15 protein-coding genes are annotated in these 14600 nt (G+C 66.4%); 12 read left to right on the top strand and 3 right to left on the bottom strand.

Annotation, left to right across the window (positions count from 1 at the left end; all coding sequences use genetic code 11):
• Window positions 1-151: 151 nt before the first annotated feature.
• From betC to PKKP23_RS14920, 3 genes are all read left to right on the top strand, one after another.
• The gene (gene betC, locus PKKP23_RS14930) at window positions 152-1714 is read left to right on the top strand and encodes a choline-sulfatase (protein WP_126877472.1); all 1563 of its coding nucleotides are present in this window, start codon (window positions 152-154) and stop codon (window positions 1712-1714) included.
• Between the two features lie 75 nt (window positions 1715-1789).
• Window positions 1790-2752, top strand: a complete 963-nt coding sequence (locus PKKP23_RS14925) for a choline ABC transporter substrate-binding protein (protein ID WP_126877471.1) — start codon at window positions 1790-1792, stop codon at window positions 2750-2752.
• Window positions 2753-3064: 312 nt separating this feature from the next.
• On the top strand, window positions 3065-4204 hold the full coding sequence (locus tag PKKP23_RS14920; RefSeq protein ID WP_017775993.1) for a porin: 1140 nt from the start codon (window positions 3065-3067) through the stop codon (window positions 4202-4204).
• 130 nt (window positions 4205-4334) lie between these two features.
• On the opposite strand, the gene PKKP23_RS14915 is transcribed toward PKKP23_RS14920, so the two are convergent.
• Window positions 4335-5264 carry a carbon-nitrogen hydrolase family protein gene (locus tag PKKP23_RS14915; protein ID WP_126877470.1) on the bottom strand — a complete coding sequence of 310 codons (930 nt, stop codon included), beginning with the start codon at window positions 5262-5264 and terminating at the stop codon, window positions 4335-4337.
• A gap of 83 nt (window positions 5265-5347) precedes the next feature.
• Here PKKP23_RS14915 and PKKP23_RS14910 point away from each other — a divergent pair, with 83 nt between their 5' ends.
• Complete coding sequence (locus PKKP23_RS14910) at window positions 5348-6289, top strand: LysR family transcriptional regulator (protein ID WP_126877469.1); 942 nt, start codon at window positions 5348-5350, stop codon at window positions 6287-6289.
• 88 nt (window positions 6290-6377) lie between these two features.
• On the opposite strand, the gene PKKP23_RS14905 is transcribed toward PKKP23_RS14910, so the two are convergent.
• A complete protein-coding gene (locus PKKP23_RS14905; RefSeq protein WP_126877468.1) occupies window positions 6378-7376 on the bottom strand; it encodes a GlxA family transcriptional regulator in 999 nt (332 codons plus the stop codon).
• A 417-nt stretch (window positions 7377-7793) separates the two neighbouring features.
• On the opposite strand from PKKP23_RS14905, the gene PKKP23_RS14900 reads away from it, so the two are divergent.
• The 8 genes from PKKP23_RS14900 (at window position 7794) to flhC (ending at window position 13999) form a co-directional block, all read left to right on the top strand.
• Complete coding sequence (locus PKKP23_RS14900; RefSeq protein ID WP_126877467.1) at window positions 7794-8753, top strand: choline ABC transporter substrate-binding protein; 960 nt, start codon at window positions 7794-7796, stop codon at window positions 8751-8753.
• 82 nt (window positions 8754-8835) lie between these two features.
• Complete coding sequence (gene cdhC / locus PKKP23_RS14895; RefSeq protein WP_126877466.1) at window positions 8836-9765, top strand: 3-dehydrocarnitine:acetyl-CoA trimethylamine transferase CdhC; 930 nt, start codon at window positions 8836-8838, stop codon at window positions 9763-9765.
• Between the two features lie 58 nt (window positions 9766-9823).
• The gene (locus tag PKKP23_RS14890; RefSeq protein ID WP_126877465.1) at window positions 9824-10789 is read left to right on the top strand and encodes an L-carnitine dehydrogenase; all 966 of its coding nucleotides are present in this window, start codon (window positions 9824-9826) and stop codon (window positions 10787-10789) included.
• A 34-nt stretch (window positions 10790-10823) separates the two neighbouring features.
• Window positions 10824-11315 carry a thioesterase family protein gene (locus PKKP23_RS14885; protein WP_126877464.1) on the top strand — a complete coding sequence of 164 codons (492 nt, stop codon included), beginning with the start codon at window positions 10824-10826 and terminating at the stop codon, window positions 11313-11315.
• A 43-nt stretch (window positions 11316-11358) separates the two neighbouring features.
• Window positions 11359-12336 carry an alpha/beta hydrolase gene (locus PKKP23_RS14880; protein WP_126877463.1) on the top strand — a complete coding sequence of 326 codons (978 nt, stop codon included), beginning with the start codon at window positions 11359-11361 and terminating at the stop codon, window positions 12334-12336.
• Between the two features lie 308 nt (window positions 12337-12644).
• Window positions 12645-12782, top strand: coding sequence for a hypothetical protein (locus PKKP23_RS34120; RefSeq protein WP_126877462.1), 138 nt, complete (start codon window positions 12645-12647; stop codon window positions 12780-12782).
• Between the two features lie 221 nt (window positions 12783-13003).
• Window positions 13004-13321 (top strand): flagellar transcriptional regulator FlhD, encoded by a 318-nt coding sequence (gene flhD, locus PKKP23_RS14870; RefSeq protein WP_017776003.1) that lies wholly within the window; start codon window positions 13004-13006, stop codon window positions 13319-13321.
• 84 nt (window positions 13322-13405) lie between these two features.
• On the top strand, window positions 13406-13999 hold the full coding sequence (flhC, locus tag PKKP23_RS14865; RefSeq protein WP_126877460.1) for a flagellar transcriptional regulator FlhC: 594 nt from the start codon (window positions 13406-13408) through the stop codon (window positions 13997-13999).
• A 183-nt stretch (window positions 14000-14182) separates the two neighbouring features.
• On the opposite strand, the gene PKKP23_RS14860 is transcribed toward flhC, so the two are convergent.
• Complete coding sequence (locus PKKP23_RS14860) at window positions 14183-14476, bottom strand: DUF3331 domain-containing protein (RefSeq protein WP_114812497.1); 294 nt, start codon at window positions 14474-14476, stop codon at window positions 14183-14185.
• Between the last annotated feature and the right edge of the window lie 124 nt (window positions 14477-14600).

Below are 14600 nucleotides of genomic sequence, written 5' to 3'. Positions count from 1 at the left end.
AGCGTGCGCCGGCTTCCCACGGCGAAATTGAGCGGCAATAGTGCAGAGGTGCCGCATTGCGCTGCGTCCGGCCGCTTCATCCGACGCTTCATTGGCGTAATCGATGCGATGGCACCGCACTTCAACTCTCAACCACCTGGTTCCATTGAACATGACCTCCGGCAGGAAGCCTAACATTCTCGTTCTGATGGCGGACCAGATGACGCCGTTCGCGCTGCGCGCCTACGGTCATCGTTTGTCCATCACGCCGCGCATCGATGCGCTCGCACGTGAAGGCGTGGTGTTCGACGCCGCCTATTGCGCAAGCCCGCTCTGTGCGCCCGCGCGTTTTTCGATGCTGGCGGGCAAGCTGCCGTCGCAGATTGGCGCCTACGATAACGCCGCAGAATTCCCCGCGCAAACGCTGACCTTCGCGCACTATCTGCGCGCCGAAGGCTACCGCACGATACTCGCGGGCAAGATGCATTTCTGCGGCGCGGACCAACTGCACGGCTTCGAGGAACGCCTCACCACCGACATCTATCCCGCCGACTTCGGCTGGGTGCCGGACTGGACGCATCCCGAGGTGCGGCCCAGCTGGTATCACAACATGAGTTCCGTGCTGGACGCGGGGCCGTGCGTGCGCACCAACCAGCTCGACTTCGACGACGAAGTCACGTTCACCTCGCGCCAGAAGCTCTTCGACATCGTGCGCGAGCGGGCTGCGGGCCGCGACGATCGGCCGTTCTGCCTCGTGGCGTCGCTTACGCATCCGCACGACCCTTACGCGATTTCACAGACGTACTGGGACCTCTATCGCGACGAGGACATCGATCTGCCTCGCACGTCGCTCACCTTCGAAGAGAGCGACCCGCATTCGCAGCGCCTGCGCCACGTCTGCGAGACGGACCGCACGCCGCCCACGGACGACCAGGTGCGCCGTGCACGCCATGCCTACTACGGCGCGCTCTCGTATGTGGACGCACAGTTCGGCGCGATACTCGATGCACTCCAGCAGACGGGCCTCGCCGAAGACACCATCGTGGTGCTCACCTCCGACCACGGCGACATGCTGGGCGAGCGTGGCCTCTGGTACAAGATGACGTTCTTCGAAGGCGGCGTGCGCGTGCCGCTGATCGTGCATGCGCCGGGCCGTTTCGCGGCGCATCGTGTGGCGGCGCCGGTTTCGCACCTCGATCTGCTGCCCACGCTGGTTGAACTCGCCACCGGCGAGCCGCGCGCGGAATGGCCCGATGCCATCGACGGCACGAGTCTCGTGCCGCAACTGCTTGGGGAACGTGGGGAACGCAGCGAAGGCCTCGCGATCGGCGAATACCTTGCCGAAGGCGCCATCGCGCCCATCGTGATGATGCGGCGCGGCGACTACAAGTTCATCCATTCGCCTGCGGATCCGGACCAGCTCTATGACCTTGCGCGCGATCCACAGGAGTTGCGCAACCTTGCGCAGGATGCGTCTTTCGCCTCGCTCATGGCAACGTTTCGCGCCGAGCTGGCGCAGCGCTGGAACCTGAAGACGCTGCACGAAGACGTGCTCGCGAGCCAACGGCGGCGGCGCTTTCACTTCGAGGCGACCACGCAAGGGCGCATCCAGTCGTGGGACTGGCAGCCATTCACCGACGCGAGCCAGCGCTACATGCGCAATCACATCGAACTCGATACGCTCGAAGCGCTCGCGCGGTTTCCGCGCGTGCCGGCAGGCTCATCTACACGTTAGCCACGCGTTGGTTTCACGTTAGTGCAATCGTTATCAGCATCTCGTTCCATACCAACATTCAAGATGGAGGCCTCAATGAAACACCGCTGGATTGCAGTGCTGCTGTGCACCGTTGCCACTGCCATGCCGTTCGCCGCGGCGACGTCCACGGCGAACGCCGCCGAACCGCCGGCCTGCACCACGGTTCGCATGGCGGACCCGGGCTGGACCGACATCGACGCGACCAACGCCGTGACGGGCGTGATCCTGAAGGCGCTCGGCTATCAGCAGAACGTCTCCAACATTTCGGTGCCCATCACGTACCAGGGCCTGAAAAAAGGGCAAATCGACGTATTCCTCGGCAACTGGATGCCGGCCCAGGGGCCGCTCGTGAAACCGTTCGTGGACGAACACGCCATCGACGTGCTGCACGCCAATCTCACCAACGCGAAGTTCACGCTCGCCGTGCCCGACTACGTGGCGGACGCAGGCGTGCATACCTTCGCCGACCTCGCGAAGCACGCGGACCAGTTCGACAAGCACATCTACGGCATCGAGCCCGGCGCACCCGCCAACCAGAACATCAAGAAGATGATTGCCGACAAGGCATATGAACTGGGCAGCTGGTCCATCGTGGAATCGAGCGAAACGGGCATGCTCACGCAGGTGGAGCGCGCGGTGCGCGACCACAAGTGGATCGTGTTCCTCGCGTGGGAGCCGCATCTGATGAACACGAAGTTCCACCTGACGTATCTGGGCGGCGGCGACGCGTATTTCGGGCCGAACTACGGGGGCGCCACGGTCAATACGGTCACGCGTGCGGGCTTTGCCGGCGAGTGCACGAACCTTGCGCGCCTCTTCACGCAGATCACGTTCAACGTCGATCTGGAGAACCACATCATTGCGAACGTGCTGCAGGACAAGGTGGACGTGAACACCGCGGCACGGCGCGCGCTGCAGAGCAATCCTGCGCTGCTGCAGCCGTGGCTCAAGGGCGTCACCACCGTCAACGGCGCGGACGGCCTGCAAGCCGTGAATGCCTCGCTCGGACTGCATTAGGTCTCCGACGTATCGCATCCCTGAATGGAATTCAACAGCAGTCGAACAGGAATGGGCCCGGCATGCATGCGGGCCCATTCTCGTTTTCCCCTGGTGTCGCAATCAGACCAATCGATGTCGCCTTCGGTCGCGTTGCACGAAATATGGGCTTGTACTGTGCCTTCATCGTCGCGCGCGTCATGCAATGGGGATACGCGGCGGCGACCGTGCTTTGACGCGGCACGTGCGATCCGGGCGAAGACGACGACCCGCGTATTGATGTCCGTGTAGCCGAAGCCCTCCATCCGTCCAGACCGACAAGAGAAGCCAACGATGAAAAGACTGAACGCCGCACTTTCAGGGGTCGCGCTTGCGCTCGCAGGCATGCCGGCCGTGAGCCACGCACAGAGCAGCGTGACGCTGTACGGCATCCTCGATGCCGGCATTACGTGGGTGAACAACACGGGCGGCTCGCACGTCGTGAAGTTCGACGACGGCATTTCGTACGGCAACCGCTGGGGCTTGAAGGGCACCGAGGACCTGGGCGGTGGCCTGTCCGCCGTCTTCGTGCTGGAAAACGGCTTCCACCTGGGCAACGGGCAGACCGGTTTCGGCGGTGCGGAATTCGGGCGCCAGGCGTACGTGGGTCTCTCGAACAAGTGGGGCACGCTCTCGTTCGGTAATCAGCTCGACATGACCGAGGAGATGGTCTACCTCAACAACGTGTCGGCGTGGGCCTCCGGCTACGCGATCCACCAGGGCGACTTCGACCGCTTCAACGGCGACCGTCTGCCGAATTCGGTGAAGTTCCTCTCGAACGAGTTCGCGGGCTTCATGTTCGGCGGCATGTATTCGTTCGGCAACGTGGCGGGCAATTTCCATCAGGACAGCGCATGGAGCGTGGGCGCGCACTACGCGAACGGGCCGTTCACGCTGGGCGCCGCGTATACGCAGCTCAACAATCCGCACGGCATCTACGCGTTCGACCCGTACGCGATGATCGGCACGAGCACCTTCCTCGGCCGTCCGACCATCAGCGTGGATCCGGCAACGGGCGCGATCACGGACCTCTATTCGAGCAACTCCTTCCCCGTGGATCGCCAGGGCACGTTCGGCATCGGGTCGAGCTATGCCATCGGCAACGTCACGCTGATGGGTAATTTCACGTACACGCAGATCAAGGCGTTCGGCAACACCTCGCACATGCAGGTGGCCGAAGGCGGCGCGAGCTGGCAGGTCACGCCGGCGTTCAGTGCGATTGGCGGCTACCAGTACACGCACTTCGAAGGGCACCACTGGAACCAGCTGTCCGCAGGGCTCCACTATCTGCTTTCGAAGCGCACGGACGTGTACATCTCCGGCGACTGGCTCAAGGCATCGAGCGGCGTGAATGCGGTGATCGGCTACAGCTTCACGCCGTCCACCACCACGACGCAGGCGGACGTGCGCATCGGCATGCGGCATTCGTTCTGAGCGTGCTTCGTGGCTTGAAGCGCATTCGCCTTTGAGCGAACGGGTCCGGTCCGCGGCGTCATGCAGCCTCATGTCGCATGGCGCTGCATGGCCTCTACATAGCGCTGCACCGCGCGGACCGGACCACACTTCACGCTTCGCGCTGGAACGCGACCGTCCGCTTCGGGCGTTCGTCCACCGTGAGCGAAAACACGTCGGGCCGCGCGTAGTGGCCCACCACGTCGAAGTCGTAACGCGCGCGCACCAGCTCGTCGGTGTCGATTTCGGCCGTGACGAGTCCCGTCTCGCCGCGCAGCGGTCCCGCGAGCACATCGCCCAACGGGCCGACGATCACGCTGCCGCCGTTGATGAGCGGCCGGTCCGGGTCCCAGCCCGGCACCTCGATGCCGAGCGCCGCGGGCGAGGGCTGCACCTGGCAGGCGCTCACCACGAAGCAGCGGCCCTCGTGCGCGATGTGGCGCATCGAGCACTGCCAGACGTCGCGTTCGTCCACCGTCGGCGCACACCATACCTGCACGCCCTTCGCGTACATCGCGGTGCGCAGCAGCGGCATGTGGTTCTCCCAGCAGATTGCCGCGGCCGCCGTGCCCGCGGCTGTTTCGACTACGGGCAGCGTGGAGCCGTCGCCTTGCGCCCAGATCAGGCGCTCCGTTCCCGTGGGCATCAGCTTGCGATGCTTTGCCACGAGCCCTGCGCCCGGGTCGAAGAAGAGCGCCGTGCAATAGAGCGAACTACCCGCGCGCTCGATCACGCCGATCACGAGGGTGGCCTCGCAGCGCGTGGCGAGTTCGGCGAGCGCTTCGGTCTCCGGTCCCGGCACGTCGATCGCGTTGTCGTAGTAGCGCGCGAACGCCTCGCGGCCTTCGGGCAAGCGGTAGCCGAGCCGCGTGCCGAAGATCTCGCCCTTCGGATATCCGCCCAGCAGGGCTTCCGGCATAATCACCAGCTTCGCGCCCCCGGCGCGGATGCGTTCTTCGAACGAGAGAATGTGCTGCAACGTGTCGGCCTTTCCGCGCGGGGACGCGCCTATCTGCAATGCGGCAACAACGGATCGGGGCATGGCGGACTCCTCTCGGGAACAATGAAGGCCCTCATCATGGCGCGGCAGCGGCGCCCGCAACACGTGCACTCCAACTTTCAGCTATGAACCGCGGTGATATCTCCGGCGTCGACCTGAACCTGCTCACGATCTTCGAGGCGCTGTTCGAGGAGGGCGGCGCAAGCCGCGCGGCGATCCGGCTCGACATGACGCAGTCCGCCGTGAGCGCGGCGTTGGGGCGGCTGCGCACCTTGTACGCGGACCGGCTCTTCGTGCCGACGGGGCGCGGCCTGTCACCCACGGCACGGGCGCGCGAGTTGAAGCCCGTGATCAGCGAGGCGCTGGACCGCTGCCGCCAGAGCCTCGCCATGGCCTCGCCGGATACGGCCGCATTTCATGGCCGCGCGGTGTCGATCGGCCTTTCCGACGACTTCGAACTCGCCCTTGGCCGGCCCATCATGGAACGCGTGGCGCGCGAGGCGCCGGGCCTGCGCGTGATCTTCCGGCAGACCCATAGCCAGATCGTGAGCGAGGCGCTCGCGCGGCAAGACATGGATCTCGCGATTGCTGCCGGCGGTTTCGGCGCGCGCCTCGGCCACGAGGTGGTCGGGCAGGGCGGCTATGCGTGTCTGCTGGACGGCGATGCGGTGCCCGATGTCGGCTACGCGCTCACGCTGGAACAGTATGTGTCGCTGGGGCACCTGCTGATTTCGTCGGGCGGCGTGGTGGGCATCGTGGACGAAGCGCTCGCGGCGCTCGGGCTGAAGCGCACGGTGCTCGCTTCGACCACGCATTTCGCGGCGCTGCCGTGGCTGCTCAAAGGCTCGCGCGCCGTCGCGACGATTCCCGCACACGCCGCCGACGCGATTGCGCGCGTGACGGGCCTGCGGCGCCTGCCGTGCCCCATGGATCTGCCGGCTTATCCCGTCGAACTGGGCTGGCGCAGCAGCGCGCTGCGCGACGCGGCGGTAGTGAAGGTGAAGGCCGCGATCGAGGCGTGTTTTGCGACGTGCTTTGCGGCGCGTGCCTCAGTGATGCGTCAGTAATGCGCGGCTTCGCGTCGGCCGGCACGCGTATCACGTCCCGTAACACGTTCCGTGTCACGTCCCGCATCACATTCCGCATCACGTCCCATCACGCCGCCCCGACCGCTTCCTCATCCTCTCTCTGGCTCCGACGCGCCCCGTCGTGCGGTCGCCGGTCGCGTCGCGGGCTCGTGCCGAAGCGCGCGCGATAGGTGCGTGAGAAGTGCGACGGCGATTCGAAGCCGCACGCCACGCACACGGACGTAATCGACATATCGGTCTGCTGCAGCAATTCGCGCGCGCGGTTGAGCCGCAACTGAAGGTAGAAGTGCGTGGGCGTGTCCTGCAGCGCGGAGCAGAACAGCCGCTCCAGCTGCCGGCGCGTCACGCCCACTTCGCTCGCGAGATCGTCGGGCGAGAGCGGGTCTTCCATGTGCTGTTCCATCGCGCCGATCACCTGAATCAGCTTGCGGTTGTGCACGCCGTAGCGCGCCGCGATTTCGAGCCGCTGATGGTCCGAGCGTTGGCGAATGCGCGAGAGCACGAACTGCTCGGACACCTGCGCCGCGAGGTCCGCGCCGTGGCGGCGGCCGATCAGGTCCAGCATCATGTCGATGGAGGCCGTGCCGCCCGCGCACGTGATGCGTCGCTCGCCGATCTCGAAGAGTTCCTGGCTCGCGTCGAGCGCGGGGTAGCGCTCGCGGAATGCCGACAGCGCCTCCCAATGCACCGTGAGGCGATCGGTCTTGCGAAAGAGGCCGGCCTCGGCCAGCACGAAGCCGCCCGTATCGATGCCGCCCAGCGTCGCGCCCGCCCGGTCGAGCCGCGCGAGCCAGTTGCCCAACGCGCGGGTGTAGCAGACGAGCGGCTCGAACCCGGCCACGACGAAGAGCGTGCCGACGTTGCCCACGTCGGCGTCGCCGCATGCGGCCTCTGCATTCAGCGTGATGCCGTTGCTCGCCGCGACGGGCGCGCCGTCCACGCTCAGGATGTGCCAGCGGTACAGCTCGCCGCGAAAGCGGTTGGCGACGCGCAGCGGCTCCACGGCGGACATGAAGCCGATAGCCGAAAAGCCCGGCAGCAGCAGGAACGAGATGTCTTCAGGCATTGCTCGATCAGACGAAACGGACGGCGGCGCCGCCGGCTTGCGGCGAGCGTAGCAAGCCGCATGGACACCGACAAGGCGCCAATATTCAGGCGGCCAGGTGTGGCCGACTAGGCGCGGCCGGCCAGGCGCGGGCGGGCGTGCCTGAGGACGATGCCTGGCGCCCGTGTCGGCACGCACCGTGGCGCCGCTGCCGCTGCAGGGCCGCTGCCGCTGCTGGTGCCGCGCCGCGGTCCCCGAGCTCGCCTCTGCTGGTTTTCCCTCATGGTCGCAGCGGGGCAAGAACGGGTCGCAGCCGGTCGCTTTGGGGCCAATATGGACTTGTACTTTTACGTCACGCGAAGAGCGTCACGCAATCAGGACGTACCCACCGTTTCAGCCTCGACTCATAAACCGGATACACCAAAGAAGGGGACCGCCATGAAGTCAAGCCTCCACGCCCTTGCGGCGACCGTGGCCACCGCCACCGTGCTGGCCGCCACGGCCGCGCAGCCCGCGCTGGCGCAAGATCCGCCCAGCTGCCGCGCCGTGCATTTCGCCGACATCGGCTGGACCGACATCACCTCCACCACGGCGCTTGCCTCGGCCGTGTTCGAGGGGCTCGGGTATCAGCCCACCACGACGGTCGCCTCCGTGCCCATTTCGTTCGCGGGCCTGAAGAGCAAGCAGCTCGACGTCTCGCTCGGCTACTGGTGGCCCGTGCAGGAAAAGGCGCTTGCGCCGTTCGTGGCGGCGAAGTCGATCCAGGTGCTGGAACCGCCCAACCTCTCAGGCGCGAAGGCGACGCTCGCGGTGCCGAGCTACGAGTACGAGGCGGGCCTCAAGACCTTCGCGGACATTGCGAAGCATCGCGAGCAGCTGGACGGCAAGATCTACGGCATCGAGCCCGGCAGCAGCGCGAACGCGAAGATCCAGAAGATGATCGACACCAACCAGTTCGGGCTCGCGGGCTTCAAGCTCGTGGAGTCCAGCGAGGCAGGCATGCTCGTCACCGTGCAGCGCGCCATTCGCGACCACAAATGGGTGGTGTTCCTCGGCTGGGAGCCACATCCCATGAACATCGAAATGAGCATGAACTATCTCGCGGGCGGCGACGACGTGTTCGGGCCGAACTATGGCGAGGCGCGTGTCTACACGCTCACTTCGCCGGACTACGTTACGCGTTGTCCGAACGCGGGCAAGCTCGTCTCGAACCTGCGCTTCACCACGCAGCTGGAAAACCAGGTGATGCAGGCCGTGATGGCGAAAGAAAAGCCCGCGGATGCCGCGAAGGCGTATCTGCGCAAGAACCCGCAGGTGCTCGATGCGTGGCTCGCCGGCGTGAAGACCTACGACGGCAAGGACGGCCTGCCCGCGGTGAAGGCCTGGCTCGGGCTCTGAACGTTGTCGCGCGGGGCGTGCCCAAAGAAGCCCCGCGCAAGGCACACGCACCCATTCCATTCGCAACGACAGGACAGCACGCATGAACTACGAAGTGATCGTGACCTGCGCGGTCACGGGCGCCGGCGACACGGTCGGCAGGCATCCCGCCATTCCCGTCACGCCGAAGCAGATTGCCGAGGCCGCCATCGAGGCCGCGAAGGCCGGCGCCACCGTCGCGCATTGCCACGTGCGCGACCCGCAGACCGGCCGCGGCAGTCGCGATCCGGCGCTCTACCGCGAAGTGGTGGACCGCATCCGCTCGGCGGACACCGACGTCGTCATCAACCTCACCGCGGGCATGGGCGGCGACCTCGAGATCGGGCCCGGCGAGGAGCCCATGCGCTTCGGTCCCGGCACGGATCTGGTGGGCGGTCTCACGCGGCTCGCGCACGTGGAGGAGCTGCTGCCCGAGATCTGCACGCTCGACTGCGGCACGCTCAATTTCGGCGACGGCGACGCCATCTACGTTTCGACGCCCGCGCAACTGCGCGCGGGGGCGAAGCGCATCCAGGCGCTCGGCGTGAAGCCCGAACTCGAAATCTTCGACACGGGCCACCTGTGGTTCGCCAACCAAATGCTGAAGGAAGGGCTGCTCGATGCGCCGCCGCTCTTTCAGCTGTGCCTCGGCATTCCGTGGGGTGCGCCCGCCGACACCACCACGATGAAGGCGATGGTGGACAACCTGCCGCAAGGTGCGCAGTGGGCGGGCTTCGGCATCGGCCGCATGCAGATGCCGATGGTCGCGCAGGCCATGCTGCTGGGCGGCCACGTGCGCGTGGGGCTCGAAGACAACCTCTGGCTCGACCGCGGCGTGCACGCGAGTAACGGCACGCTCGTGCAGCGGGCGCGCGAGATCGTCGAGCGGCTGGGCGGCCGCGTGCTTACGCCGGCCGAAGGCCGCGCGAAGCTCGGCCTGCCCGCGCGCGGCGAACGGCTGCTCGAACGACGGCCGGTGGCGGCGTTCGTCTGAACACGCAGCCAGGCAGCAATCAAAGGACTCTCGAAGGACTATCAAAGGACAAGGCGCAATGGCAGTGATCGAGGACATCAAGACTTTTGCGGCGATCGGCGCCGGCGTGATCGGCAGCGGCTGGGTGGCGCGCGCGCTCGCGAACGGGCTCGACGTCGTAGCCTGGGACCCGGGTGCAGGCGCCGAACAGCAGTTGCGCGACAACGTCGCGAACGCGTGGCCGGCGCTGGAACGCGTGGGGCTGAAGCCGGGCGCGTCGCCCGAGCGGCTGCGCTTCGTGAGCACCGTGCAAGCGTGCGTGGCCGAAGCGGACTTCATTCAGGAAAGCGCGCCCGAGCGCGAGGACCTCAAGCTCTCGCTGCACGCGCAGGTGAGCCGCGCCGCGAAACCGGAGGCGATCATCGCGTCGTCGACCTCGGGTCTGTTGCCCACGGACTTCTACGCGAGCGCCTTGCATCCCGAGCGCTGCGTGGTGGGGCATCCGTTCAATCCGGTCTACCTGCTGCCGCTCGTCGAGGTGCTGGGCGGCGAGCGCACCGCGCCCGACGCCGTGGAGGCCGCGATGGCGATCTATCGTGGCCTCGGCATGCGGCCGCTGCGGGTGCGCAAGGAGGTGCCGGGCTTCATCGCGGACCGGCTGCTCGAAGCACTCTGGCGCGAGGCGCTGCACCTCGTCAACGAAGGCGTGGCGACGACGGGCGAGATCGACGACGCCATTCGCTTCGGCGCGGGCATCCGCTGGTCGTTCATGGGCACGTTTCTGACCTACACGCTCGCGGGCGGCGACGCCGGCATGCGACACTTCATGCAGCAGTTCGGCCCCGCGCTCGAATTGCCGTGGACGAAGCTCGTGGCGCCGAAGCTCACGGACGAACTGATCGACCGCGTGGTGGCAGGCACTGCGGAACAGGTCGGGCCACGGTCGATCAAGGCGCTCGAACGCTATCGCGACGAGTGCATCACGAACGTGTTGACGGCGGTAGGCGAGGCGAAGGCGAAACACGGGCTGCGCTTCGAGGAGTGAAGCGCAGCGTCCCGCAACGACAAGTGGAGGAGCGATGGAGAAGGTTGTGCAACGCGTGGAGTACCGCGATACCGTGCGCGCGGAGTGGGTGGACTACAACGGCCATCTGCGCGACGCGTTCTACATGCTGATTTTCAGCTTCGCCACCGACGCGCTGCTCGACGCGATCGGCCTTGACGACGCCGCGCGCAAGACGCGGCATCGCTCGGTGTACACGCTCGAAGCGCATATCCACTACCTGCACGAGATCAAGGAGGGCACGCCGGTGCGCGTCGAGATGCGCGTGCTCGCGCACGACGCGAAGCGGCTGCACCTCTACCTGGAATTGTTCGCTCATGGCCACGACGAGCCTGTGGCGGCGGGCGAGCAGATGCTGCTGCATGTCGATACGACAGGGCCGCGTTCGGCGCCCTTCGATGCGGACGTGCTCGACCGCGTGCGTGAGCTTGCGGCGATGGAGGCGGGCGTGCCGCGGCCCGCGTATGTGGGCCGCGTAATCGGGCTGCCCGAGAAGCGGGGCGCCTGAGCGCCTCGCGAGCCCGGCTTGATGACGCGCAGCGGGTGAGACGATGCTGGAGCCAGAGATTGCGGCTTTCGCTGAACGCACGCTGGCGTTCTATCCCGACGGCGCCGCACGGCTTCCTGTGCAGCAACAGCGCGCGCTCTACGACCGTTATGCGGCGGCGTTTGCCCCTGCGTTGCCGCCGAACGTGGCGGTCGATCACGCCGTCTGGCGAGGCGAGGCGGGGCACGCGATTGCGCTGCGGCGGTATCGGGCACTCGATACGCGGCGACCGCGCGGCGTCGTGCTGTTCTTTCACGGCGGCGGTTTCGTGCTCGGCTCGCTGGACAGCCACGCGGCGATCACGGCACGGCTTGCCGCCGACACGGGGCTTGACGTCGTCGCCGTGGATTACCGGCTCGCACCGGAACATCGCGCGCCGGCTGCGCATGACGATTGCCTCGAGGTGACGCGCGCGGCGCTCGCCGCACGCCTGCCGTTTCCCGATGTGGTCGGACCCGTGCTGCTCGCGGGCGACAGCGCGGGCGGCACGCTGGCCGCAGGCGTCGCGCTGAAGCTGCGCGACGAGCGGCTGGCCGGAACCATGCGGACTCGAGAGCGGTTGCACGGCGTGGCGCTCGTCTATCCGATGCTGGCCCGTGAGCCGCAGCAGCCGGCGCGCGACACCGAAGCGCACGCGCCGCTGCTGAGCCTCGCCGACGTTCGCGTGTTCGCGCGCCATTACTGGGCCGATGCGCCAGCGCCTGCGTGGACCGTGCCGCTCGACGCGGCGCGTTTCGACGGTTTGCCACCACTGCTCGCGATTGCCGTGCGGCACGATCCGCTGCGCGACGATGCACGTGTGTTTGCGCAGCGCGTCGAGGCGGCGGGCGGACGCAGCCGGTTCGTCGTGCTGGACGGTCTCGTGCATGGCTGCTGGCGCGCGCTGGCCACGAGCCCTGGCGTTCGGCGTCTGCACCGGGAGGTGTGCGCTTTCCTGGTTGAATCCGCGGTTGCCGCTCGCCATTCGGCGCGCGGCGGATGAGTTTCGAACCGCTTCGCGCCCCCACTTTCGCCCGCCGAGCGCCTGCTTTTCACCCCTTGCGCAGCGGTCCATCCGGCAACCCTTGCCATACCTGCGTTTGAAACCCATCACCTGTAGCCCGCTCGCCTTGCACGCGTAGGAAAACGCTGACAGCACGGTGGACGTGACTACGCCATCTTCAGGCGCCGCTGATTTCGCTCGCCTTAGCGCTGAACAATACTTCCGTCACAAGAAATTCACGTTTGCCGGGGATACGAGCCGGCCCCAAGGTAGGTGTTACGACGGGGCCAGGCTACCAGGAGACGCTCATGAGCCGCACCGCCCAGGACCTGATCGAACTGCTTCGCCTCGCCGAAGGTGGCGCAGGCGCCCTGACGCAGCATCTGCTGCGCGAACTGGCGCGAAGCCTCATTGCGTCGGGTGTGGCGAGCGTCCATGCTGTTTGAAGCAACACGGCGGCTGAGGCTGAGCTGCTGGTTGCAGTCGCTGCCTGAGTTGCCGCTTAGTTGCTGCTTAGTCGCTGCTTAGTTGCTGCTTAGTTGCTGCCTGAGTCGCTGCCTAGTCGCCGGTTTAGCGGCATAGGCAGTGCGAATCGAAGTCAGGACCGAAGTTTCAACCCACGTTTCAACCCACGTTTCAATCCGGACCCACCTCACCAGGAATGGCCATGAAGAGCTGCGACGCGCTGGAATCGATCCGCGAAATCAATCTGTCTTATCTGATGCTCGCCCAGCGCCTGCTGCGCGAAGACCGCCCGGCGGGCATGTTCCGCCTCGGCCTTTCGGAGCCGCTCGCCGACCTGCTTTCGGGCCTGTCGCTCGCGCAGACGGTGAAGCTCGCGGCCTGCGACCAGCTGTTGTGCTTCTTCCGTTTCAACGACCACGCGATGCTTGGCGCGCTGATGTCACAGGACAAGACCGCCGGCTTTGCGCAAACCCACACGGCTGTCCTGCTGTCGGGCCGGCCGGCCGAACAGTTCGCCTGATCGGCGCGCCCTTCGCGTTGCCTGTTTTACGTCGTTCATTTCACGTTGCTCGTTTCACGCCACTCACCGAACCCAGGAAGCACCATGCCCACGAGAAGCCTGACGGAAGACGCCCAGGAAGTCCTGCGCGCCATTGCATTGATCGAGCTGGGCGCGCGCATGCAGGTGCTCGAAAGCGAACTCGCGCTGCCGCGCGACCGCCTCGTCAGGCTGTATCGGGAAGTGAAGGGCGAGTCGCCGCCGAAAGGGATGCTGCCGTCGTCGGCGGACTGGTACATGACATGGATGGCGAACATCCACGCCTCGCTCTTCTACAACACCTACGTGTTTCTCAAGAACGAGGCGAAGTGCTCGCATCTGGATGCGCTCACGAAGGGGTACCGGCTCTATCGCGAGCACTGCACGCATGCCGGGCTCGAACCGCAGCTCGACCTCACGCGCGCCTGGACGCTCGTGCGCTTCTTCAACGGCGGCCTTCTGGAAATGACGCAGTGTTCGCGCTGCAGCGGCAAATTCATCGGCCACAAATACGAACTGCGGCGCAACAAAGCCTGTGCGATCTGCCAGCCGCCGTCGCGGGCGGGCAAGCCCGCGAAGCCGGTTCGCGACGAGGGGCAGGCCATGCCGCTGCCGATGGGCGCAGCAGCCCGTGAAGTGGCTGCGCCGCTGGCGGCGTAGATGCCGGAGGGCTTGGGCCGGCCTTGAGCGTATCGAGCGCCTTGAGGGCCTTGAGCGGCTGGACGGCTGGTTCGGCGGTGGCCCGCACCGCGCGTCCTGCGCCGTGTTCCAGCGTTGGCTGGCTGGTGGGCTACCCGCGCGGCCGACTATTCGAGTGCCTCGCTGCGACTGTTCCGGCCGCCACTACTCGGCCGTGGCGAGGCTGCCGAATACCTCGGCGGCGATCATCACCGATGCATTCAGCGGAGCCGGCCGCTCGGCCGGCTTGAAAACGGCGTCGCCGCGGCGGATCTTGCGGCGCGTGACTGCGCATGTCCCCGAGGTGTGTGCCGAGCGGCGGCGCCAGCGCTGTTCGCCGTAGTGACATCGGCCGGGTTCCACCCAGCGGATCACCAGCGTCGTGTCGGACTGTTCGAGAATTTCGATCCGTTCGCCGTTCGCGCCGTCAAGAGCAAGCAGGGACAATCTGGTCTTCATTGTCGGCTCCAGGAAGAGGTGTGCCGAATGTAGACCTGCGGCGCAGCAAGTGCCATTGTGTCGCGGTTGAAACACCATTCCGCGAGACGCAACAATGCGCGGAGGTATCGCGCGAAGGCCGAAC

The organism is Paraburkholderia kururiensis JCM 10599 = LMG 19447 (genome assembly GCF_003986935.1).
Taxonomy (GTDB): Bacteria; Pseudomonadota; Gammaproteobacteria; order Burkholderiales; family Burkholderiaceae; genus Paraburkholderia; species Paraburkholderia kururiensis.
Note: the sequence above shows the minus strand (reverse complement) of the source record. Positions and strands in the feature narration are given on the sequence as shown.

Excerpts from the sequence above, each read along its gene's own strand:
- PKKP23_RS14925 (WP_126877471.1), top strand. The coding sequence starts at position 1,790 with ATGAAACACCGCTGGATTGCAGTGCTGCTGTGCACCGTTGCCACTGCC.
- cdhC (WP_126877466.1), top strand. The coding sequence starts at position 8,836 with ATGAACTACGAAGTGATCGTGACCTGCGCGGTCACGGGCGCCGGCGAC.
- flhC (WP_126877460.1), top strand. The coding sequence starts at position 13,406 with ATGCCCACGAGAAGCCTGACGGAAGACGCCCAGGAAGTCCTGCGCGCC.
- PKKP23_RS14860 (WP_114812497.1), bottom strand. The coding sequence starts at position 14,476 with ATGAAGACCAGATTGTCCCTGCTTGCTCTTGACGGCGCGAACGGCGAA.
- PKKP23_RS14905 (WP_126877468.1), bottom strand. The coding sequence starts at position 7,376 with ATGCCTGAAGACATCTCGTTCCTGCTGCTGCCGGGCTTTTCGGCTATC.
- PKKP23_RS14920 (WP_017775993.1), top strand. The coding sequence starts at position 3,065 with ATGAAAAGACTGAACGCCGCACTTTCAGGGGTCGCGCTTGCGCTCGCA.
- PKKP23_RS14910 (WP_126877469.1), top strand. The coding sequence starts at position 5,348 with ATGAACCGCGGTGATATCTCCGGCGTCGACCTGAACCTGCTCACGATC.
- PKKP23_RS14890 (WP_126877465.1), top strand. The coding sequence starts at position 9,824 with ATGGCAGTGATCGAGGACATCAAGACTTTTGCGGCGATCGGCGCCGGC.
- PKKP23_RS14885 (WP_126877464.1), top strand. The coding sequence starts at position 10,824 with ATGGAGAAGGTTGTGCAACGCGTGGAGTACCGCGATACCGTGCGCGCG.
- PKKP23_RS14915 (WP_126877470.1), bottom strand. The coding sequence starts at position 5,264 with ATGCCCCGATCCGTTGTTGCCGCATTGCAGATAGGCGCGTCCCCGCGC.
- PKKP23_RS14900 (WP_126877467.1), top strand. The coding sequence starts at position 7,794 with ATGAAGTCAAGCCTCCACGCCCTTGCGGCGACCGTGGCCACCGCCACC.
- flhD (WP_017776003.1), top strand. The coding sequence starts at position 13,004 with ATGAAGAGCTGCGACGCGCTGGAATCGATCCGCGAAATCAATCTGTCT.
- betC (WP_126877472.1), top strand. The coding sequence starts at position 152 with ATGACCTCCGGCAGGAAGCCTAACATTCTCGTTCTGATGGCGGACCAG.
- PKKP23_RS34120 (WP_126877462.1), top strand. The coding sequence starts at position 12,645 with ATGAGCCGCACCGCCCAGGACCTGATCGAACTGCTTCGCCTCGCCGAA.
- PKKP23_RS14880 (WP_126877463.1), top strand. The coding sequence starts at position 11,359 with ATGCTGGAGCCAGAGATTGCGGCTTTCGCTGAACGCACGCTGGCGTTC.